17 protein-coding genes are annotated in these 21,133 nt (G+C 66.3%); 9 read left to right on the forward strand and 8 right to left on the reverse strand.

Annotated elements, in window-relative coordinates:
- Positions 1–285: 285 nt before the first annotated feature.
- The 8 genes from KHO41_RS14240 to KHO41_RS14275 all read right to left on the reverse strand — a co-directional run bounded on the left by KHO41_RS14240 (position 286) and on the right by KHO41_RS14275 (position 8,657).
- The gene (locus KHO41_RS14240) at positions 286–891 is read right to left on the reverse strand and encodes a nucleotidyltransferase family protein (RefSeq protein ID WP_211953932.1); all 606 of its coding nucleotides are present in this window, start codon (positions 889–891) and stop codon (positions 286–288) included.
- 14 nt (positions 892–905) lie between these two features.
- Positions 906–1,928, reverse strand: a complete 1,023-nt coding sequence (locus KHO41_RS14245) for an XdhC family protein (RefSeq protein ID WP_211953933.1) — start codon at positions 1,926–1,928, stop codon at positions 906–908.
- Positions 1,901–2,449, reverse strand: a complete 549-nt coding sequence (locus KHO41_RS14250) for a CoxG family protein (protein WP_211953934.1) — start codon at positions 2,447–2,449, stop codon at positions 1,901–1,903. The genes KHO41_RS14245 and KHO41_RS14250 overlap by 28 nt, the downstream gene beginning before the upstream one ends.
- Before the next feature lie 21 nt (positions 2,450–2,470).
- On the reverse strand, positions 2,471–3,700 hold the full coding sequence (locus KHO41_RS14255) for a vWA domain-containing protein (protein WP_211953935.1): 1,230 nt from the start codon (positions 3,698–3,700) through the stop codon (positions 2,471–2,473).
- A gap of 3 nt (positions 3,701–3,703) precedes the next feature.
- Positions 3,704–4,600 (reverse strand): AAA family ATPase, encoded by an 897-nt coding sequence (locus KHO41_RS14260; RefSeq protein WP_211953936.1) that lies wholly within the window; start codon positions 4,598–4,600, stop codon positions 3,704–3,706.
- Between the two features lie 343 nt (positions 4,601–4,943).
- On the reverse strand, positions 4,944–5,738 hold the full coding sequence (locus KHO41_RS14265; protein ID WP_211953937.1) for an FAD binding domain-containing protein: 795 nt from the start codon (positions 5,736–5,738) through the stop codon (positions 4,944–4,946).
- A 30-nt stretch (positions 5,739–5,768) separates the two neighbouring features.
- On the reverse strand, positions 5,769–8,144 hold the full coding sequence (locus tag KHO41_RS14270; RefSeq protein WP_211953938.1) for a xanthine dehydrogenase family protein molybdopterin-binding subunit: 2,376 nt from the start codon (positions 8,142–8,144) through the stop codon (positions 5,769–5,771).
- 12 nt (positions 8,145–8,156) lie between these two features.
- Complete coding sequence (locus KHO41_RS14275) at positions 8,157–8,657, reverse strand: (2Fe-2S)-binding protein (RefSeq protein WP_211953939.1); 501 nt, start codon at positions 8,655–8,657, stop codon at positions 8,157–8,159.
- A 318-nt stretch (positions 8,658–8,975) separates the two neighbouring features.
- Between KHO41_RS14275 and KHO41_RS14280 the strand changes: the two genes are divergently transcribed.
- The 9 genes from KHO41_RS14280 to ubiB all read left to right on the forward strand — a co-directional run bounded on the left by KHO41_RS14280 (position 8,976) and on the right by ubiB (position 21,123).
- The gene (locus KHO41_RS14280; RefSeq protein WP_211954055.1) at positions 8,976–9,554 is read left to right on the forward strand and encodes a YqaA family protein; all 579 of its coding nucleotides are present in this window, start codon (positions 8,976–8,978) and stop codon (positions 9,552–9,554) included.
- Between the two features lie 159 nt (positions 9,555–9,713).
- Complete coding sequence (locus KHO41_RS14285; protein WP_211953940.1) at positions 9,714–13,688, forward strand: DUF3683 domain-containing protein; 3,975 nt, start codon at positions 9,714–9,716, stop codon at positions 13,686–13,688.
- A gap of 53 nt (positions 13,689–13,741) precedes the next feature.
- Positions 13,742–14,119, forward strand: a complete 378-nt coding sequence (locus KHO41_RS14290) for an HIT family protein (protein WP_376989583.1) — start codon at positions 13,742–13,744, stop codon at positions 14,117–14,119.
- 152 nt (positions 14,120–14,271) lie between these two features.
- Positions 14,272–16,137: an ABC transporter ATP-binding protein/permease gene (locus tag KHO41_RS14295; protein WP_211953942.1), complete on the forward strand. Its 1,866-nt coding sequence runs from the start codon at positions 14,272–14,274 to the stop codon at positions 16,135–16,137.
- Positions 16,138–16,189: 52 nt separating this feature from the next.
- Entirely contained in the window at positions 16,190–16,606 is a 417-nt protein-coding gene (locus tag KHO41_RS14300) for a gamma-butyrobetaine hydroxylase-like domain-containing protein (RefSeq protein ID WP_211953943.1), read from the forward strand.
- A gap of 30 nt (positions 16,607–16,636) precedes the next feature.
- On the forward strand, positions 16,637–17,368 hold the full coding sequence (gene ubiE, locus KHO41_RS14305; protein ID WP_211953944.1) for a bifunctional demethylmenaquinone methyltransferase/2-methoxy-6-polyprenyl-1,4-benzoquinol methylase UbiE: 732 nt from the start codon (positions 16,637–16,639) through the stop codon (positions 17,366–17,368).
- 72 nt (positions 17,369–17,440) lie between these two features.
- Positions 17,441–18,430 carry a Tim44 domain-containing protein gene (locus tag KHO41_RS14310; RefSeq protein WP_211953945.1) on the forward strand — a complete coding sequence of 330 codons (990 nt, stop codon included), beginning with the start codon at positions 17,441–17,443 and terminating at the stop codon, positions 18,428–18,430.
- Between the two features lie 372 nt (positions 18,431–18,802).
- Positions 18,803–19,471 carry a ubiquinone biosynthesis accessory factor UbiJ gene (locus KHO41_RS14315; protein ID WP_211953946.1) on the forward strand — a complete coding sequence of 223 codons (669 nt, stop codon included), beginning with the start codon at positions 18,803–18,805 and terminating at the stop codon, positions 19,469–19,471.
- A gap of 74 nt (positions 19,472–19,545) precedes the next feature.
- Complete coding sequence (gene ubiB, locus KHO41_RS14320) at positions 19,546–21,123, forward strand: ubiquinone biosynthesis regulatory protein kinase UbiB (RefSeq protein WP_211953947.1); 1,578 nt, start codon at positions 19,546–19,548, stop codon at positions 21,121–21,123.
- Positions 21,124–21,133 lie beyond the last annotated feature (10 nt).

The raw sequence follows: 21,133 nt of genomic DNA on the forward strand, positions 1-21,133 counted from the left end.
AGATCTACAACTGAATTGCCGGTGCCTTCTGCTTAGTGGGCCGGGGCGCGTTCATTCCATCTTTTTGTCGCTCGGACAAAAAGTGACTCGCCGGCTACGCCGGCGAAACCGTGGCGCCAGCCAAGAACGACACATCAACCCCAACCACCGAACCCCCGCCGGCTACGCCGGCGAAACAGCGGCGCATGCCAAGCACGACAACTCAATCCCACGAGAAGCCCTGCCGGCTACGCCGGCGAAACAGCCGCGCACGCCAAGTACGAAAACCCAACCAACCCAAAAAACCTACTTAATATCCCCCGGCAAATCCACATCCCGAAACGCCCCCTCATCCTCCGTCAGAATCCGCGTCACAGGTTGCGTCTTCAAAAGCGCCCGCGCCCCCTCATCCCCATCAAGCTTCAGCAACTCTTCCCGCCAGGCCGCGCCAAAACCAACCGGATGTCCGCGCTGCCCATCGCGCCACGGCGCAGCAATCGTATCGGGAGCGGTGATGGTCAACGCCACAGCCCGAACCAACTCCAACGGCAGCCAAGGCATGTCGGCCAGCGCCACTACCCAGCCATGCGCATCGGGCGTGGCCGCGACCGCCGCGCGCAGCGCAGCGCCCATGCCGGCCTCGGCCTCGGCAGCCTCGATCACACGACAGCCCCCACGCCGCAGTTCTTCCGCCAACGCAGGATTGCCGGGCCGGATCACGGCAATCGATTCGGGCAGCGCAGCCGCCAGCGTGCGCGCGCTGCGCCATGCGATGGTGCGGCCATCAGGCAGCTTTTCCAGCAGCTTGTTGCGCTGGCCATTGGCGTCGAAGCGCCGGCCGAATCCGGCCGCCAGGAGAATCCCCGTCGGCAGGTCGGTCTTGATCAGCGGAGCATTGCGGGCAGCATTCATGGCGAAACTCACACTCAGGTGTCGCAGCTGCTGCCGGTTCCCGCGGCCAGTTCCCGTGCCGCCTTGGCGCCTTCCACCTGCAGGATGTCGGGCAGCGAGACGTGGTTCTTGGCGGCCACGACTTCGGCGAGGATGGAGATGGCGATCTCGGGCGGCGTGCGGCTGCCGATGAAGATGCCGACCGGACCGTGCAGTCGCGCGAGCTGTACATCGTTCAGGTCGAATTCCTTGAGACGTTCGCGCCGGGCCTGGTTGTTGCGGCGCGAGCCCAGCGCGCCGACGTAGAACGCGCGCGTGCGCAGCGCTTCCATCAGGGCCAGGTCGTCGAGCTTGGGGTCGTGCGTGAGCGCAATCACCGCGCAGCGCTCGTCGAGCTTCATGTCCGTCACGGTGTCGTCGGGCATGGTGCGGACCATCGTCACGCCGGGGATGTCCCAGGTTTCCGTGTATTCCTCGCGCGGATCGCACACGGTGACCTGGAAGCCCAGGCCCACGGCAATCTGGCACAGGTATTTCGACAACTGCCCGGCGCCGATCACCAGCATGCGGTAGCGCGGGCCATGGACGGTCAGCAGCGAATTGCCGTCAAAGACGAGGCCGTCGGTAGCCTCGGCCGGGCCCAGTGTGGCCTTGCCGGTGGCCATGTCGAGCGTGCGTGTCACCAGCCGGCCGTTTTCGACCGCGTCGAGCAATTCCGCGATACCGCTCGCCGGCTTGAGCGGCTCGGTCACCAGTTCGATGGTGCCGCCGCACGGCAGGCCGAAGCGGTGGGCTTCTTCGGCGCTGATGCCGTACTTGACCGATTCGGGATGGTCCGCGGTGATGCCAAGCCGGCGCACGCGGTCGATGAGATCGTCTTCGATGCAGCCGCCGGAGACCGAGCCGACGACAAGCCCGTCGTCGCGCACGGCCAGCATGGCGCCTTCGGGGCGGGGCGACGAGCCCCAGGTTCTGACTACCGTGACCAGAAGCACGCGGTGGCCTTCCTGCTGCCACCGTACGCTGCTTCTCAGGACTTCGAGATCCACGCTGTCCATGATCGCTTCCGCTTGGGTTCCTCTGTTTGTTGCGTATCGCCGCCTTCGGGGGCGGCGTCTTGTTGTTGTGCGGCTTCATCCGGTGCAGACAGCGCCTCGGTGAAACGCGTGAAGAAGGCGTCCGCCATCTTGCGCGCCGCGGCGTCTACCAGCCGCGAGCCGATCTGGGCGATCTTGCCGCCCACCTGCGCATTGACCACGTACGTGAGAACCGTTTCGTCGCCGTCAGGTTCCAGGTTCACGCGTGCGGACCCCTTGCCGAAGCCCGCAGCGCCGCCCTGTCCGTCGAACTGGATCGTGTAGCTGTCGGGCGCCTGGATGTCCTGCAGCGCCATGCGGCCCTTGAACCGGGCCTTGACCGGACCGACCGCCGCGGTCAATGCGAGCTGGTAGGCATTTTCGCCGTCAGGCTCGATGCTCTCACATCCGGGAATGCACTGCTTGAGCAGCGCCGTGTCGTTGAGGGCCTCCCATGCCACTTGCTGGGGCACCGGCAGGCGCTGGCTCTGGTTCATTTCCATGGGGCGGGTTCCTTGTTTATTTCATAGGTGAAACGAAGCCACTGGCGCCGGGCTCGTGCGAGGCTCGGACAGCAAGCCCTGCAACGCGAGCAGGCTGTCGAGATTGTGGGCCGGGCGCAGGGCGTCCACATGCGGCAGGATAGCCTGTACGCCGCGCGCCTGCGGTGCGAAACCAGGGTAGCGCAGCAGCGGATTGAGCCAGATGATGCGGTGCGCAAAGCGCCGCAGCCGCGCCATCTCGTTGCCGAGCAAATCGATGTGTTCGTGATCGAGCCCGTCGGTGACGAGCAGCACCGTGGCGCGTCCCGATAGCGTGCGGCGCGCCCACTGGCGGTTGAAGGTGGCCAGCGCCTCGCCGATGCGCGTGCCGCCGGCCCAGTCGCGCACCTGGCCGGTGATGACGGCCACGGCCTCGTCGGGATCGCGTTCGCGCAAGGCGCGCGTGATGTTGGTCAGCCGCGTGCCGAACAGGAACACCGACAGCCGTTCGCGTGACAGCGTCAGCGCATGGCAGAAGTACAGCACCGCGCGCGAGTACTGGCTCATCGAGCCGGAGATGTCGAGCAGCAGGACGACCGGCGGCTTGCGTTCGGCGTGGCGGCGGTATTTCCAGCGCAGCCATTCGCCATGCTGGCGTACTGCCAGGCGCGCACTGGCGCGCAGGTCGGCGTGAGCTCCGCTGCTGGCCGGACGCAGCCGACGTGTGCGTTCCATCGCAAGGTGCGCGCGGCGCTTGCGTATCAGGTGCTGAAGCGCGCGCCATTCCTGCGCGGTCAGCGTTTCGAAATCGCGTTGGGCCAGGCGCTCCTGATCGGAGAAGGTCAGCGGTACCGCCATGCGTTCCGCTTCGGTCTGTTGCGGACGCGCGGGTAGTTCGGGCTGGCGTGCGGCGAGTGCATCGGCAAGCCGGTTGCTGCGGCGCGGCGGCGGCGCGCCAGCATCGACGCGCGGCAGCAGCATCGCGCGCAGCTTGCCTTCCCAGTCGGGGTCACGCCAGAACAGGTCGAATGCGGCATCGAACAGCGGGCGCTGGTCCGGGCCTGTGAGCACCAGTGAGGCCAGCGCGGCGCGCACGTCGTCGCGCTGGCCGATGTCCACGTATTGCAGCGCTTCCAGGGCGTCGATCGAATGCGCAGGGGACAGCGCGAAGCCGCCGTCGTGCAGCAGGCGCATGAAATGCGTGACGTTGCGGGCCAGCACCGGCAGGGCGGGGCCGGGCTTGCTGGTGCGAGCTGGGTGCAGCGTGGCCATCGGTCAGGTCGCGGCTGATGTGCCTGCGAGCAGTTCGGCGACGGTGGGGCCGTCGGCGCGGGCCAGGTCGTCCTGGTACTTGAGCAGTACGCCGAGCGTGTCACGCACGGACTGCGGGTCGAGTTCGGTGACGCCGAGCGCGGACAGCGCGCGGCACCAGTCGATGGCCTCGGCGATGCCAGGGGCCTTGAACAGGTCGATGCCGCGCAGGCGGTGGATGAAATCGACAGCCTGCGCTTGCAGTTTCGCGGCGGCTTCGGGGGCTCTTGCGGCGACGATCTGGAGTTCGCGGTCGCGTTGCGGGTAGCCCATCCATTGGTACAGGCAGCGGCGCTTCAGGGCGTCATGGACTTCGCGTGTGCGGTTGGAGGTGACGACGATCAGTGGTGGCCGCTCGGCGCGGATCACGCCGATTTCTGGGATCGACACCTGGTATTCGGAGAGGACTTCCAGCAGGAAGGCTTCGAAGGGTTCGTCGGCGCGGTCGATTTCGTCGATCAGCAGGACGCGGGGGGAGTTCGGTGCTGCGGGGTCCGGGAGCAGGGCTTCGAGCAGCGGACGCTTGAGCAGGTAGTCGTCGTGGTAGAGCGATTGCGCTTCGGGGCGCTCGCCGCGGGCTTCGGCTACGCGGAGGGCCATGATTTGGCGGGGGTAGTCCCATTCATATAGGGCGCTGGCGGCGTCCAGGCCTTCGTAGCACTGCAGGCGTAGCAGCCGGGTGCCCATTACCTCGGCCATGGCTTGCGCCAGGGCTGTCTTGCCTACGCCGGGTTCGCCTTCGAGGAATAGCGGGCGCTGCATGCGCAGGGCCAGGTACAGGACGGTCGCGGTTTCGCGGTCGGCGAAGTATTGGTGGGATTGGAGGAGGGAGAGGGTGTGGTCGATGGAGGTGGGTTGCATGGCGCGTTTCGTTGCTGCGTGCGTTGTTGCTTGGCTTTGGCGCCGGGGCTATAGCCTCCTTCGGAGGCTACTTCTTCTTTGTCTCGCCAAAGAAGAAGCAAGAAAGGCGACCCCGTGATCGGCGACACCCCCTCGCGCTCAGCCAGCTCCGCGGCGCTCGCGCAAAACTCGCGGCCTGAACGGCCGCTCAGACACTGCGCGAGCTGTCCGGGGCGCAGCCCCGGACGACCGCGGAGCCGGCCGAGCGCGAGGCGCCGATCAAGGGGAAGGAACGGCCAAACCATCGCTGTTTCGATGGCGTTGGCTGCGGCTTCTCCTTTCGCGGCGCTCCGCTTCCTCTCGTCTAGCCTGCTGCCTCCACGGCTCTCGCTGCCAGCACCGGAATCAAGTGAGCGCGGTACTCGGGGGATGCGTGCAGGTCGGCGTTGAGTTTTGATGGATCGACCTTGACCGCTTTGGCTGCCGCTGGCGTGAAGCTTGCCGCTAGTGCTTGTTCCAGCGGCTGGCAGCGGAACACGCTGTCGGCTGCGCCGGTGACGGCGACTCGCACATTGCCGCCGGTGCGCGCGACCATCACGCCGACCAGTGCGAAGCGCGAAGCCGGGTTGCGGAACTTGATGTAGGCCGCTTTCTCGGGGATCGGGAAGCGCACGGCGGTGATCAACTCGTCTGGCTCTAGCGCGGTTTCATACAGGCCCTTGAAGAAATCATCGGCGGCGATGGTGCGGCGGTCGGTGACTACCGTTGCGTTCAGCCCCAGTACGGCGGCCGGGTAGCACGCGGCGGGGTCGTCGTTGGCGAGCGAGCCGCCAATGGTGCCCATCGCGCGGACCTGGCGGTCGCCGATGCCTTCGGCCAATGCGGCCAGCGCGGGGATGCGCTGGCGTACGTCGGCGTTGGCGGCAACGTCGGCGTGGCGTGCGGCGGCGCCGATCACGACTTCGTTGCCTTCGACGCGAATGTCGGCCATGCCGGGAATGCGCGCCACGTCGATGAGCGTGGATGGCGAGGCGAGGCGCAGCTTCATCGCGGCCAGCAGGCTCTGGCCGCCGGCCAGGAACTTGGCGTCGGGGTCGGCCTTGAGTTTTGCGACGGCCGCCTTGGCATCCGCTGCACGTTCAAACTGGAATGCGTACATGTCGGTTTCCTTTGTGGTTCGTCGGCGGACTCAGGGCTTGGCGGCCTGCATGGCCTGCCACACGCGATGCGGCGTGGCGGGCATCTGCAGGTCCTTCACACCGAGTGGCGACAGCGCATCGACCAGCGCGTTGATGAAGGCCGGCGGCGAGCCGATGGCGCCCGCTTCGCCGCAACCCTTCACGCCGAGCGGGTTGTGCGTGCATGGCGTGCCCTTGGCGGTTTCGACGGTGAAGTCGGGCAGGTCGCCCGCGCGCGCCATCGCGTAGTCCATGTACGAGCCGGTCAGCAACTGGCCGCTGTCGCTGTCGTAGATGCACTGTTCCAGCATGGCCTGGCCGAGGCCCTGGCCAATGCCGCCGTGCACCTGGCCTTCGACGATCATCGGGTTGATGATGTTGCCGAAGTCGTCGACTGCAGTGAACTTCACCACCTGCGACTCGCCGGTCTCCGGATCGACTTCGACCTCGCACACGTAGGCGCCCGATGGGTACGTGAAATTAGTCGGGTCGTAGAACGCGTTTTCGTTCAGGCCCGGCTCCAGCTTGTCGAGCGGATAGTTGTGCGGCACGTACGCGGTCAGCGCGACTTCGCCGAAGGTCTTGGTGCGGTCGGTGCCGGCCACGCGGAATACGCCGTTGCTGAACTCGATGTCGGCATCCGATGCTTCCAGCAGGTGCGCGGCGATCTTCTTGGCTTTGGCTTCGATCTTGTCGAGTGCCTTCATGATCGCCGAGCCACCCACCGCGAGCGAGCGCGAGCCGTAGGTGCCCATGCCGAACGGCACGCGGCCGGTGTCGCCATGGACGATCTCGACCGATTCCAGCGCGATGCCGAGCCGGTCCGCCACGATCTGGGCGAAGGTGGTTTCGTGGCCTTGCCCGTGGCTGTGCGAACCCGTGAATACCGTCACGGTGCCGGTCGGGTGCACGCGGATCTCGCCGACTTCGAACAGGCCTGCGCGCGCGCCCAGTGCGCCGGCGATGTTCGACGGCGCGAGCCCGCACGCTTCGATGTAGCAGGAGTAGCCGAGGCCACGCAGCTTGCCGCGCTGCTTCGCCTCGTCGCGGCGAGCCGGGAAGCCCTTTACGTCGGCGAGCTCCTGCGCGCGGGCCAGGCAGGGCTCGTAGTCGCCGGTGTCATAGGTCAGGCCGACCGGCGTGGCGTACGGGAACTGGCGGATAAAGTTCTTGCGGCGCAGTTCGGCCGGGTCCGTCTTCAGTTCGTGCGCGGCGGTTTCCACGAGACGTTCGACCACGTATGTCGCTTCCGGGCGGCCCGCACCGCGGTAGGCGTCCACCGGCGCGGTGTTGGTGAACACGGCCTTCACTTCGGCGTAGATGGCCGGCGTGGCGTACTGGCCGGCCAGCAGCGTCGCGTACAGGATGGTCGGCACGCTGCTCGCGAATGTCGACAGGTACGCGCCCATGTTGGCCGTGGTGTGCACGCGCATGGCCAGGAACTTGCCATCGCTGTCGAGCGCGAGTTCGGCCTTGGTCACGTGGTCGCGGCCATGGGCATCGGTCAGGAATGATTCCGAACGCTCCGCGGTCCACTTGATCGGCCGGCCGACTTTCTTCGACGCCCAGGTCAGTGCCACATCCTCCGGGTACAGGAAGATCTTGGAGCCGAAGCCCCCGCCGACATCGGGCGCGATGATGCGCAGCCGCGATTCCGGCAGGCCCAGCACGAAGGCGCCCATCAGCAGGCGCTCGACGTGCGGGTTCTGGTTGGCGACGTACACCGTGTAGCTGTCGTCCTGGCGCGTGTAGCTCGCGTTGACCGCGCGCGGTTCGATCGCGTTGGGGATCAGCCGGTTGTTGACGATTTCCAGCGTGGTCACGTGCGCGGCTTTGGCGAAGGCGGCGTCGGTCGCGGCCTTGTCGCCGTGGCCCCACGTGTAGCAGGTGTTGGCGGGCACGTCGTCATGCACGAGTGTCGTGGCGGCTGCGGCATCGGCGGCGTTGACGACGGCGGGCAGCTCTTCGTATTCGACGTCGATCTTCTCGGCGGCGTCCTTCGCCTGCATCAGCGTCTCGGCTACCACCAGCGCCACCTGGTCGCCGACATGGCGCACCTTGCCCTGCGCGATGACGGGGTGGGGCGGCTCCTTCATCGGCGTGCCGTCGATGCTGTGGATCAGCCAGCCGCACGGCAGGCCGCCGACCTTGTCGGCGGCCATGTCGTCGCCGGTCAGCACGGCGATCACGCCGGGCGAGTCCAGCGCCGCGCTCTTGTCGATCGACTTGATGCGCGCATGCGCGTGCGGCGAGCGCACGAAGTAGCCGTAGCTTTGCTGCGGCAGCACGATGTCATCGGTGTATTGGCCGTTGCCGGTCAGGAAGCGGAAGTCTTCCTTGCGCTTGACCGCCGTGCCAACGAATTTCTGCGATTCGGGTGCGTTCATGGCTGGCCTCCCTTACTCGGCGCTCGCGGCGGTGCCCGCGTGCATGGCGGCCTGGCCCTGCTGCACGGCCTTGACAATGTTGTGATACCCCGTGCAGCGGCACAGGTTGCCTTCGAGCTGCTGGCGGATCGTGGTGGCGTCCGCATCCGGTCGGGCGTTCACGAGCGCGGTGGCTGCCATGACCATGCCGGGCGTGCAGAAGCCGCATTGCAGGCCGTGGCATTCGCGGAAGGCTTCCTGCATCGGGTGCAGGCCGTCGCCGACTTCGTGGCCGGCCAGACCTTCGATGGTCGTGACGCTGGCACCATCGGCCTGCACGGCGAGGATATTGCAGGACTTGATCGCGCGTCCGTCCAGGTGGATCGTGCAGGCGCCGCACTGCGCGGTATCGCAGCCGACATGCGTGCCGGTCAGCCGAAGCTGTTCGCGCAGGAACTGGACGAGTAGGGTGTTGGGTTCTACCTGCGCGTCAACGGCCTTGCCATTGACCGTCAGGCGGATCGGAATCGGCATGCTTGTCTCCATGAGGGGTGGACGCGCATGACCAATTCCCAGGAACCCGAAAGAACAGCGCGGGACTGGCCACGACGCGGTACTGCCGTTTGCTACGGCTATTTCGTGATATTGGTGCTGCCGGTGCTGCCCACGGCTTTGGCCGTGCGGGAGTAAAACTCCCGGCGGCCGGCGAACGTTTGGCCGCGACGGGCTCTAACAGTTAATCACAAATCGCCGGGCGGTGCCATGCGGGTTCCCGTGCCCCCGAGCGCCAGGAGGGTGGCGGCTAGAATGCTGAGGCCGCCCATGGCACTACCGATACCCCGGCACCACGACATGGAAGCCTTCTTCGACTGGCTGTTCGAGACCGTCGCCCTCCCCAAGGTGGGCCTGCCCGCGATCTTCGTCGTGAGCCTGGTGTCGGCCACGCTGCTGCCGCTGGGCTCGGAGCCGGCCGTCTTCGGCTATATCAAGCTCAACCCGGACATGTTCTGGCCCGCCGTGCTGGTCGCCACGCTGGGCAACACCGCGGGCGGGGCCATCGACTGGTGGCTCGGCTACGCCGCCAAGCTCGCGCTGGTGCGTTACCGCAAGCGGCGCCAGATGCGCGAGCACGAGCGGGAGCACCTTGAGCATCGCCGTCATGTGCGCAAGCCCACCAAGCCAAAGCTCGACGCACGCTACTTCCACTGGATGAAGCGGCTCGGCCCGCCCACGCTTCTGCTGTCATGGTTGCCTGCTATTGGTGATCCATTGTGCACATTGGCAGGGTGGCTACGATTGTCGTTCTGGCCGAGCCTGGTCTACATGGCGATCGGCAAATTCCTGCGATATCTGGCCATGACTGCCAGTCTGCTGTGGATTCCGGACAGTTTTTGGCACAACATTGCCCAGATATTGCGGTCGTGGTTCTGAATCCTTGCGTGTCGAGTGATGCACAAAGCGCCGCTAAACCCTTGTTCCGGCACGGGTTGTGCCATGTTGCGGCGCGGCGAAACCGTGCCATGCAGTACAATCGCCCTTTAATGAACGATCGGCGCACCCCTTCAGTGCGCAGCAGGAAGCGGTCCCCCCATGAACGCCCCACTCGTGCTCGACGCCAAGCTCGCCGCGCAGGACGCCCCTCCGCGCCTGCGTGAAATCCCCTATAACTACACGTCCTTCTCGGACCGCGAGATTGTCATCCGCCTGCTCGGCGAAGAGGCCTGGCGCATCCTGGACGAACTGCGCAGCGAACGCCGGACCGGCCGTTCGGCACGCATGCTGTACGAGGTGCTCGGCGATATCTGGGTCGTGCGCCGCAACCCGTACCTGCAGGACGACCTGCTCGAGAACCCCAAGCGCCGCCAGATGCTGGTGAGCGCGCTGCACCATCGCCTGGGCGAGATCGAGAAGCGCCGCGCGGCCGACCGTGCCGAGCACGCCGAGCCGGCCGCCGAAGACCGCTCGCACCGCGTGGAGCAGCTGGTCGTGTTCGCCAAGCAGGCGGTCGAGGACTTCAAGAACGAATTCGCCGCCGCCTACGACCTGCGCAAGCGCGCGCAGCGCGTGCTGGGCCGCGTCACGCAGAAGGACAACATCAAGTTCGACGGGCTGTCGCGTGTGTCGCACGTGACCGACGCGACCGACTGGCGCGTCGAGTATCCGTTCGTCGTGCTGACGCCCGATACCGAGGAAGAGATCGCCGGCCTGGTCAAGGGCTGCTTCGAACTCGGCCTGACCATCATCCCGCGTGGAGGCGGCACCGGCTACACCGGCGGCGCTGTGCCACTGACGCCGATGAGCGCGGTCATCAACACCGAGAAGCTCGAACAGCTCGGCCCGGTCGAGGAAACCGACCTGCCGGGCGTGTCGCGCAAGGTCGCGACGATCTTCTCGGGTGCCGGCGTGGTGACGCGCCGCGTCGCCGACGCCGCCGACAAGGCCGGCCTGGTGTTTGCGGTGGACCCGACGTCGATCGACGCTTCGTGCATCGGCGGCAACGTAGCCATGAACGCGGGCGGCAAGAAGGCCGTGCTGTGGGGCACGGCGCTGGACAACCTCGCCTGGTGGCGCATGGTCGATCCGGAAGGCAACTGGCTGGAAGTCACGCGCCTGGACCACAACCTCGGCAAGATCCACGACGTGGCGGTCGCCACGTTCGAACTGAAGTGGTCGGACGGCAATCGCGCGCCGGGCGAAAAGGTGCTGCGCTCCGAGACGCTCGCGATCCAGGGCCGCGTGTTCCGCAAGGAAGGCCTGGGCAAGGACGTCACCGACAAGTTCCTGGCGGGCCTGCCGGGCGTGCAGAAGGAAGGCTGCGACGGCATCATCACGAGCGCGCGCTGGATCCTGCACCGCATGCCGAAGCACATCCGCACCGTGTGCCTGGAGTTCTTCGGCCAGGCCCGCGATGCGATTCCGAGCATCGTCGAGATCAAGGACTACCTCGACGGCGAGTCGAAGAAGCCGGGCGGCGCCATCCTGGCCGGCCTGGAGCACCTGGACGAGCGCTACCTGCGCGCGGTTGGCTATGCCACCAAGAGCAAGCGCAACGCGTTCCCGAAGATGGTGCTGATCGGCGATATCGTCGGCGATGATGAAGACGCCGTGGCGCGCGCCACTTCGGAAGTGATCCGCATGGCCAACGGCAAGAGCGGCGAGGGTTTTATCGCCGTGAGCCCGGAGGCCCGCAAGAAATTCTGGCTCGACCGTTCGCGTACCGCGGCCATCGCGAAGCACACCAACGCCTTCAAGATCAATGAAGACGTGGTGATCCCGCTGCCGCGCATGGGCGAGTACACCGACGGCATCGAGCGCATCAATATCGAGCTGTCGATCAAGAACAAGCTCGCGCTGGTCGATGCGCTGGAGGCCTTTTTCGCGCGCGGCAACCTGCCGCTGGGCCGCAGCGACGACGCCAACGAGATCCCGAGCGCCGAACTGCTCGAAGACCGCGTCCAGCATGCGCTCACGCTGCTGCGCGAGATCCGCTCGCGCTGGCGCTATCTGCAGGATCATCTCGACACGCCGCTGGCCACCGCCAAGGCTGCGCTGATCGGCCACGGCCTGGGCCTGCTCGGCCAGGCGTTCGACGCGCGCCTGCAGCAACAGCCGGACGCCAATGTGTTCCATCTGCTGCAGGACCGCACGATCCGCGTGTCCTGGAAGGGCGAAGTGCGCGCCGAGCTGCGCAAGATCTTCAATGGCGGCGAGTTCAAGCCGATCCTCGACGAAGCGCAGGCGATCCACAAGCAGGTGCTGCGCGGCCGTGTCTTCGTGGCGCTGCACATGCACGCCGGCGACGGCAACGTGCACACCAACATTCCGGTCAACTCGGACAACTACGACATGCTGCAGGACGCCCACCGCGCGGTGGCCCGCATCATGGACCTGGCACGTTCGCTCGACGGCGTGATTTCGGGCGAGCACGGCATCGGCATCACCAAGCTCGAATTCCTGACCGAAGAAGAGATCGGCGACTTCCGCACCTACAAGCAGAAGGTCGATCCGCAAGGCCGCTTCAACAAGGGCAAGCTGCTGCCGGGCGCCGACCTGCGCAACGCGTACACGCCGTCGTTCGGCCTGATGGGGCATGAGTCCCTGATCATGCAGCAGAGCGATATCGGCGCGATTGCCGACAGCGTCAAGGACTGCCTGCGCTGCGGCAAGTGCAAGCCGGTGTGCGCCACGCACGTGCCGCGCGCGAACCTGCTGTACAGCCCGCGCAACAAGATCCTGGCGACCTCGCTGCTGGTCGAGGCCTTCCTGTACGAAGAGCAGACGCGCCGCGGCGTGTCGATCAAGCACTGGGACGAGTTCTCGGATGTGGCCGACCACTGCACGGTGTGCCACAAGTGCGCGACGCCGTGCCCGGTGAAGATCGACTTCGGCGACGTGTCGATGAATATGCGCAACCTGCTGCGCAAGATGGGGCAGAAGAAATTCAACCCCGGCACGGCAGCGTCGATGTTCTTCCTGAACGCCACCAACCCCGAGACCATCAACCTGACCCGCAAGGTCATGATCGACTGGGGCTACAAGGCGCAGCGCCTCGGCAACGACGTGCTGAAGAAGTTCGCGAAGAAGCAGACCGCGCATCCGCCCGCCACGGTGGGCAAGCCGCCCGTGCGCGAGCAGGTGATCCACTTCATCAACAAGAAGATGCCGGGCAATCTGCCCAAGAAGACGGCACGCGCGCTGCTCGACATCGAGGACAACGAGATCGTGCCGATCATCCGCGATCCGAAGTTGACCACGCCGGAAACGGAAGCGGTGTTCTACTTCCCGGGCTGCGGCTCGGAGCGGCTGTTCTCGCAGGTGGGGCTGGCCACGCAGGCGATGCTGTGGCACGTCGGCGTGCAGACCGTGCTGCCGCCGGGCTACCTGTGCTGCGGCTATCCGCAGCGCGGCAGCGGCCAGTATGACAAGGCCGAGAAGATCGTGACCGACAACCGCGTGCTGTTCCACCGCGTGGCCAATACGCTGAACTACCTCGACATCAAGACGGTGGTGGTCAGCTGCGGCACATGCTACGACCAGCTCGCCGGGTATGAATTCGAGAAGATCTTCCCCGGCTGCCGCATCATCGACATCCACGAATATCTGCTCGAGAAGGGCGTGAAGCTGGAAGGCATCACCGGTACGCGCTACATGTACCACGATCCGTGCCACACGCCGATCAAGACCATGGATCCGACCAAGCTTGTCAACGAGCTCGTGGGCGGCAATGGTGCGGCCGGCAAGATCGAGAAGAACGACCGCTGCTGCGGCGAATCGGGCACGCTGGCCGTGACCCGTCCGGATGTCTCGACGCAGATCCGCTTCCGCAAGGAAGAGGAGATGACCAAGGGCGCGGACAAGCTGCGCGCCGATGGCTTCACCGGCGACGTCAAGATCCTGACGAGCTGCCCGTCGTGCCTGCAGGGCTTGTCGCGCTACAACGAAGATGCGTCGGTGCAGGCCGATTACATCGTCGTGGAGATGGCGAAGCACCTGCTGGGCGAGAACTGGATGCCCGAGTATGTAGCCAAGGCCAACGCCGGCGGCATCGAGCGGGTGCTGGTGTGACGCGCGTGCAGGGCTGCCCCCTGTGCGAAGCCGACGGCGGCGAACTCGTCTGGATGGGTGACCGCGCGCGCGTGATCCTGGTCGAGCACGACCGCTTCCCCGGCTTCTGCCGCATCGTCTGGAACGACCATGCGGCGGAACTGACCGATCTCGACGAGGCCGACCAGGCCTGGCTGATGCGGCTGGTCGCGCGGGTGGAGCGCCTGGTGCGCGAAGTCATGACGCCGGACAAGGTCAACCTGGCCGCGTTCGGCAATATGGTGCCGCACCTGCACTGGCACATCATCCCGCGCTATCGCTGGGACACGCATTTCCCCGAAGCCATCTGGGCCGCGCCGCAGCGCGCCGCGGACCCGGCACGCGTGGCGGAGCTGGCGAGCCGGCTGCCGGCGCTGCGCACGGCACTTTCCGCACTGGCGGCCAACAGCTAAGCTACGCGGCGTCAACTGCCTTCCGGCGGTGCGGTGGAACCGCGCCGCGCGGGACGCGTCTGAATCCTGTTGTCGTCGCAAGGGCCATCGCGGCCGTTGCTGTTTCCAGAAGAACAAGCCCGCCGTAGCGCCGCGGGCGTACCGCAGCCGCTATGTCCACCACACCGACTTCCGTCACCGTACCGGGCCCGGCCGTTCCCGCCAAGGCCCTCAAGATCCAGAGCCGGCTGCGCATGGCCGCGACCTGGGCGCTGATCAAGCCCTACTGGAAGTCCGAAGACCGCAAGGCGGGGCTGGGCCTGCTGACCCTGGTGGTCGCGCTCAACCTGGGCATCGTCTACATCAACGTGCTGCTCAACGAGTGGAACCGCGTGTTCTACAACGCGCTGGAGCAGCGCGACTACGCTTCGTTCAAGGTGTTGCTGCTGCGCTTCTCGTGGATCGCGGCGTTCTTCATCGTGGCCGCGATCTCGCGGCAGTACTACACGATGATGCTGCAGATGCGCTGGCGCACCTGGATGACGGGCCAGTTCATGGGCCACTGGATGGGGCACCAGGCGTACTACCGCATCGAGCAGACGCACACCACCGACAACCCCGACCAGCGGATTGCCGATGATTTGCGCCAGTTCACCGACGGCGCGCTGTCGTTGTCGCTGGGGCTGCTCAATTCCGTGGTGACGCTGCTGTCCTTCGTCGGCATCCTGTGGACGGTGTCGGGCCCGATCAGCATTGCGCTGGGCGGCAACGAGTTCGTGATCCCCGGCTATATGGTGTGGTTTGCCGCCGGCTATGCGGTGATCGGCTCGCTGATCGCGCACCTCGTTGGGCGGCCGCTGATCGGCTTGAACTTCCAGCAGGAACAGTACGAGGCCGATTTCCGTTTCACGCTGGTGCGCCTGCGCGAGAACAGCGAGCCCGTGGCGCTGTACCGCGGCGAGCCGACCGAGCAGGCCGGGCTGCGCGCGCGCTTCGACCGCATCCGTGCGAACTGGAACCAGCTCATGCGCTACACGCGGCGGCTGACGTTCGTGAGTTCGGGCTACGCGCAGTTCGCGATCATCTTCCCGATCCTGGTCGCGGCGCCGCGCTACTTCGCCGGCAAGATGACGCTGGGCGGTCTGATGCAGACCAGTTCGGCATTCGGGCAGGTGCAGGGCGCGCTGTCGTGGTTCGTCGACAGCTACGCAACGCTGGTCGGCTGGAAGGCCGCGGCCAACCGTCTGATCGATTTCCAGGAAGCGATCCGCGTGGCGGAGCGGCAGGACGTCACGCACACCGGCACGCGCGACATCGAGGTCGAGCATACCGGGAAGCCGCAGGCGGGCATCGACCTCGACGGTCTGGGACTCGCCCTGCCAGTGCGGGCGCAACGCGGCGCGAACGTCGGCCAGCGTCCGCTGGTGGCGCCGTTCTCGCTCGCTATCGCGCCGGGCGAGCGCTGGCTCGTGAGCGGGCCGTCCGGTTGCGGCAAGAGCGTGCTGTTCCGGGCGCTGGCCGGGATCTGGCCGTACGGCACCGGCACCGTCACCATGCCGGCCGGCGCCAGCATGCTGTTCCTGCCGCAACGCAGCTACCTGCCGATCGGTACGCTGGCCGACGCGCTCGCCTATCCGGACGCGGGCACGGCCCATGATGGCGAGGCGCTGCAGGCTGTACTGCGCCAGGCACGGCTGCCGCAACTCGTCGACCAGCTCGATGTGTTCGACAACTGGTCGCTGCGGCTGTCGCCGGGCGAGCAGCAACGGCTGGCGTTTGCCCGTGCGCTGCTGCAGAAGCCCCAGTACCTGTTCCTCGACGAAGCCACCAGCGCGCTCGACGAAGAAACCGAGGGCGCCATGTACCGCCTGATGGTGGAGGCGCTGCCCGACGCGGCGATCATCAGCATTGCCCACCGCAGCACTGTGGCGGCCTTCCACGGCCGCCGGCTGCGCTATGTCCTCGAAGACGGTGCCGGCACGCCAGATGGGCAAGGTGGGGTGCCTGCGGTAAGCTATCGGGTCGTATGCGAGGCGTGACCGCGGACCGCGGCACGCCAACCCACCAGGCGCCCAAGCCGGCGTACCCAATATGGCAGGCCTCGAAAAAGATACTCCCCATCCCACCGCGCTGACCGTGCACACGCAGTCGCGCGTGCTCGAAATCGGCTTCGACAACGGGCGCAGCTTCCGGCTGCCGTTCGAGTTGCTGCGCGTGTATTCGCCGTCGGCCGAAGTGCAGGGCCACGGCCCCGGCCAGGAAGTGCTGCAGACCGGCAAGCGCGAAGTCGGCATTGCCGCCGTGGAGCCCGTGGGCAACTACGCGATCCAGATCAGCTTCTCGGACGGCCACGATACCGGCATCTATTCGTGGGAGCTGCTGTACCGCCTTGGCGACCAGCAGGATGCGCTCTGGGCTGACTACCTGAAGCGCCTGGAAGCTGCCGGCGCCGACCGCGACACGCCCATGGCGGCGGCGGGCGGTCATGGCTGCGGCCATCACCACTGATCTGTACCCTCTGTACCTGGAGTCCGAGATATGAGCGAAACCCACTTCGGGTTCGAGAAGGTCGACGAATCGGATAAGGCCGGCAAGGTTGCCGGCGTGTTCCATTCGGTCGCCAGCAAGTATGACGTGATGAACGACCTGATGTCGGGCGGCATGCACCGGCTGTGGAAAATGTTCACCATCGCCCAGGCCAACGTGCGGCCCGGCCACAAGGTGCTGGACATCGCCGGCGGCACGGGCGACCTGGCCAAGGCGTTCGCGAAGCAGGCCGGCCCGACCGGGCAGGTCTGGCTGACCGACATCAACGAGTCGATGCTGCGCGTGGGCCGCGACCGCCTGCTCGACAAGGGCATCGTTACGCCGGTGGCCCTGTGCGACGCCGAGCACATTCCGTTCCCGGACAACTACTTCGATCTGGTCACGGTGGCGTTCGGGCTGCGCAACATGACCCACAAGGACGCCGCGCTGGCCGAGATGCGCCGCGTGGTGAAGCCGGGCGGCAAGGTCATGGTGCTGGAGTTCTCCAAGGTGTGGAAGCCGCTGGAAAAGGCCTACGATGTGTATTCCTTCCAGGTGCTACCGTGGCTGGGGCAAAAGGTGGCGGGGGATGCCGCGAGCTATCGTTATCTGGCAGAATCGATCAGAATGCATCCGGATCAGACTTCACTTGTACGCTTGATGGAACAAGTTGGGCTGGAGAAGGTCGAATACTTCAATCTGACGGCCGGAGTAGTGGCGCTCCACGTCGGGCGCAAATATTAAATCGCCATTCCTGGCTTGAATTCTGGCGGCTCAGCCTGAATTTAAGCGGAAACTGACAGGGGATCACTGAATATGTCATCACTTCGCGGAAAATTCCTGGTGGGGTCGCTAATTGCCGCGATCGCGTTGGGCGTGGCGCTGGACGCCAATGCCAAGCGCATGGGCAGTTCGCGCAGCATCGGGAAGCAATCGTCCAATGTGACGCAGCAGCGCCAGCAGGCGCCTGCACAGCAGACGCCGTCGCAGCAGCCGGCTCAGCAACCTGCGCAGCAGGCCGCACCGGCTACCGCCGGCGCAGCAGGCGCGGCGGCCGCCGCAGCGACGCCCAAGCGCAATTGGGCCGGCATCCTGGGCGGCATTGCCGCTGGCGTGGGTATTGCTGCGCTGCTGTCGCACTTTGGCCTGGCCGGCGCAGCGGCCAGCTTCCTGTCCAACCTGATCCTGATCGCGCTGGTCGCGTTCGTGGCAATCTGGCTGATCCGCAAGTTCCGTGGCGGCAGCCAGCGCACCCAGCAGCCGGCTTACGCCGGTGCCGGCAATGCGGGCGGCATGGGTGGCCTCGGCAAGAGCGCCGAGCCGATGCTGCGCGAACAGACGCCTTCGCCGGCGCCGGCCAGCAATCCGGTGATGCCGGCCGCCGGCGCGGCCGCGGTCGCTGCCGATGCGGTGGCCCAGCAGCCCTGGGGCGTGCCTGCCGACTTCGACACCGAAGCATTCCTGCGCAACGCCAAGGTGCACTTCGTGCGCCTGCAGGCGGCCTGGGACGCCGGCAATCTTGACGATATCCGCGAGTTCACCACGCCGGAAATGTTCGCCGAGATCAAGATGGACCTGGCCGAGCGCGGTGCGGAAGTCAACAAGACCGACGTGGTCACGCTTGAAGGGCAGATGCTCGGCATCGAGTCCTCGCCGACCCAGCACCTGGCCAGCGTGCGCTTCTCGGGCATGATCCGCGAGCGCGCCGGCGAAGCGGCGCAGCCGTTTGCCGAGGTCTGGAACCTGGCCAAGCCGGTTTCCGGCACGGGTGGCTGGCTGCTGGCGGGTATCCAGCAAGAATCCTGAGTGTCGTCTGTGCCCCATGGCGGTGACGCTGCCGGGGAGTAGCTTAGAATGGAGGCCCGCGCGAAGGCGCGGGCCTCAGATTGCTGACAAAGCTGGTGTACCAGATTGTTCGCTCCCCTCTCCCGCTTGCGGGAGAGGGGTTGGGGGAGAGGGCAGGCGCGTGGCAAGCACCGTGACGCCTCACTTCGTGGCAACTCCTGCCCTCTCCCCCGCCCCTCTCCCATAAATGGGAGAGGGGAGACAACATTCGCAGCTTTTGACTTTGTCAGCAGCCTCGGGCCCGCGCGAAAGCGCGGGCCTTTTCCGTTTGGAGGCGGCGCGTGGCCCTGTGCGACGCCTGCCTGTCCAGCCGTGCGCCGCACGCCCATTGCCATGAACCCTCTGCCTTCCGCCCTGGCCGCTCCCGCCGTTGCCGCGCTGAACCACCTGCTCGAACAGGAGCCCTGGGCCCGCAGCCAACTCGTGCCGTTTGCCGGCCGCGTGATCCGCTTCGACGCCGCCGCGTTCGCGCTGTCGCTGCGGGTGACCGAAGACGGCACGACGGAGCTGGCACCGGCCGCCGAGGCACCGGCGGTGTCGCTGCTGGTGCCGTTGCAGCAATGGCCGCTCGTGGCCGCCGATGTGGCGGACGGCGGCCAGCCTGCGGCGATGCGCCATGTGCGCCTGGAGGGCGATGCCGAGCTGGCCAACACTGTGTCCATGCTCGCGCGTAACCTGCGCTGGGACGCGGCCGAGGACCTGTCGCGCGCGTTCCGCGGCATCCTCGGCGGGCCGGTCAGCGACAGCCTGGCCCAGCGCATGGTCGATGGCGCGCGCCAGGTCCATGAGCAGGCCACGCGTGTGGGCCGCACGCTTGTGGAGAACGTGACCGAATACCTGCTGGACGAAAATCCGACGCTGGTGCGCCACGTGGCATTGGAGGATTTCAGTTCGGACGTGGGCCGCGTGCGTGATGACCTGGCCCGCCTCGAGAAACGCCTGGAGCGGCTCGAACGCACCCGTTCCGCCGGGCCGGTGGCCTTGCCGTCCGCCCATCGCTGATTGCGCCGCCGCATGACACCCTCTTTCGCAGCTGCCCGCGCCGCGCAGCACCACCGTTCCCTGAATACCGCCGCATGACCCGCCTTCTGCGCCTCGGCAAGATCCTTTTCGTCATCCTGTACTACGGGCTCGATGAGCTCGTGCTGTCCGGCTTCCAGAACCGCAAGATCCGCTTGCTGGTCCGCGTCATGACCATCGGCCGCAAGCTCGACATGCCACGCGGCGAGCGGCTGCGGCTCGCGCTGACCAAGCTCGGGCCGATCTTCGTCAAGTTCGGCCAGGTGCTGTCGACCCGGCGCGACCTGATGCCGCCGGACATTGCCGACGAGCTGGCCATGCTGCAAGACCAGGTGCCGCCATTCGACTCGGCAGTCGCCGTGAAGATCGTCGAACGTTCGCTTGGCCGGCGGCTCGAGGATCTGTTCGAAACCTTCGAGCACCAGCCGGTGGCGAGCGCGTCGATCGCGCAGGTGCACTTTGCCACGCTGAAGGGCGGGCCCAACCACGGCCGCGAAGTCGCAGTGAAGGTGCTGCGCCCCGGCATGCTGCCGGTGATCGACAGCGACCTGGCGCTGATGCGCGACCTGGCGACCTGGCTCGAGCGCTTCTGGGCCGATGGCAAGCGCCTCAAGCCGCGCGAGGTCGTGGCCGAGTTCGACAAATACCTGCACGACGAGCTCGATTTGATGATCGAGGCGGCCAACGCCAGCCAGCTCCGCCGCAATTTCGCCGATACCAACCTGCTGCTCGTGCCCGAGGTGTTCTGGGACTGGTGCAGCAGCACGGTGTTCGTGATGGAGCGCATGCATGGCATCCCGATCTCGCGCACCGAATCGCTGAAGGCGGCCGGCGTCGACATGCACCAGCTGGCGGAAGAGGGCGTCGAGATCTTCTTCACGCAGGTGTTCCGCGACGGCTTCTTCCACGCCGACATGCACCCAGGCAACATCCTGGTGTCGGTCCAGCCGGAGACCTTCGGCCGCTATATCGCGCTGGATTTCGGCATCGTCGGCGCGCTGTCGGAGTTCGACAAGAATTACCTCGCGCAGAATTTCATCGCCTTTTTCCGGCGCGACTACCACCGCGTGGCCTTGCTGCACGTGGAATCAGGCTGGGTGCCGCCCGACACGCGCGTGGAGGAACTCGAGAGCGCGGTGCGAGCCTGCTGCGAGCCGTACTTCGATAAACCGCTCAAGGAAATCTCGCTGGGCATGGTGCTGATGCGCCTGTTCCAGACCTCGCGCCGCTTCAATGTCGAGATTCAGCCGCAGCTGGTGCTGCTGCAGAAGACGCTGCTCAATATCGAAGGCCTGGGCCGCCAGCTCGACCCGGACCTGGACCTGTGGAAAACCGCGAAGCCGTTCCTCGAGCGCTGGATGCACGAGCAGGTCGGCTGGAAGGGCGCGTGGGAACGGATCAAGGTCGAGGCGCCGCTGTGGGCCAAGATGCTGCCCGATTTCCCGCGTCTCGCGCACCAGTTCCTGGAGCGCCGTGCGCTCAATACCAACGGCGAGCAGGAACGGCTGCTCGCGCAACTGGTCACGGAACAGCGGCGTACCAACCGGCTGGTCGGCACGGCGCTGCTGCTGGTGGGCGGTTTCATTGCCGGCATCGTGCTCACGCACGTGATCGGCTGGATCGGCTACTGGTAAGCGGTAGTCA

Origin of the sequence: Cupriavidus numazuensis, assembly GCF_905397435.1 — a bacterium.
In the GTDB taxonomy this organism is placed as follows: domain Bacteria; phylum Pseudomonadota; class Gammaproteobacteria; order Burkholderiales; family Burkholderiaceae; genus Cupriavidus; species Cupriavidus numazuensis.

Bases quoted from the DNA above. Each gene is read 5' to 3' on its own strand.
- KHO41_RS14240 (WP_211953932.1), bottom strand. From the start codon at position 891: ATGAATGCTGCCCGCAATGCTCCGCTGATCAAGACCGACCTGCCGACG.
- KHO41_RS14245 (WP_211953933.1), bottom strand. From the start codon at position 1,928: ATGGACAGCGTGGATCTCGAAGTCCTGAGAAGCAGCGTACGGTGGCAG.
- KHO41_RS14250 (WP_211953934.1), bottom strand. From the start codon at position 2,449: ATGGAAATGAACCAGAGCCAGCGCCTGCCGGTGCCCCAGCAAGTGGCA.
- KHO41_RS14255 (WP_211953935.1), bottom strand. From the start codon at position 3,700: ATGGCCACGCTGCACCCAGCTCGCACCAGCAAGCCCGGCCCCGCCCTG.
- KHO41_RS14260 (WP_211953936.1), bottom strand. From the start codon at position 4,600: ATGCAACCCACCTCCATCGACCACACCCTCTCCCTCCTCCAATCCCAC.
- KHO41_RS14265 (WP_211953937.1), bottom strand. From the start codon at position 5,738: ATGTACGCATTCCAGTTTGAACGTGCAGCGGATGCCAAGGCGGCCGTC.
- KHO41_RS14270 (WP_211953938.1), bottom strand. From the start codon at position 8,144: ATGAACGCACCCGAATCGCAGAAATTCGTTGGCACGGCGGTCAAGCGC.
- KHO41_RS14275 (WP_211953939.1), bottom strand. From the start codon at position 8,657: ATGCCGATTCCGATCCGCCTGACGGTCAATGGCAAGGCCGTTGACGCG.
- KHO41_RS14280 (WP_211954055.1), top strand. From the start codon at position 8,976: ATGGAAGCCTTCTTCGACTGGCTGTTCGAGACCGTCGCCCTCCCCAAG.
- KHO41_RS14285 (WP_211953940.1), top strand. From the start codon at position 9,714: ATGAACGCCCCACTCGTGCTCGACGCCAAGCTCGCCGCGCAGGACGCC.
- KHO41_RS14290 (WP_376989583.1), top strand. From the start codon at position 13,742: ATGGGTGACCGCGCGCGCGTGATCCTGGTCGAGCACGACCGCTTCCCC.
- KHO41_RS14295 (WP_211953942.1), top strand. From the start codon at position 14,272: ATGTCCACCACACCGACTTCCGTCACCGTACCGGGCCCGGCCGTTCCC.
- KHO41_RS14300 (WP_211953943.1), top strand. From the start codon at position 16,190: ATGGCAGGCCTCGAAAAAGATACTCCCCATCCCACCGCGCTGACCGTG.
- ubiE (WP_211953944.1), top strand. From the start codon at position 16,637: ATGAGCGAAACCCACTTCGGGTTCGAGAAGGTCGACGAATCGGATAAG.
- KHO41_RS14310 (WP_211953945.1), top strand. From the start codon at position 17,441: ATGTCATCACTTCGCGGAAAATTCCTGGTGGGGTCGCTAATTGCCGCG.
- KHO41_RS14315 (WP_211953946.1), top strand. From the start codon at position 18,803: ATGAACCCTCTGCCTTCCGCCCTGGCCGCTCCCGCCGTTGCCGCGCTG.
- ubiB (WP_211953947.1), top strand. From the start codon at position 19,546: ATGACCCGCCTTCTGCGCCTCGGCAAGATCCTTTTCGTCATCCTGTAC.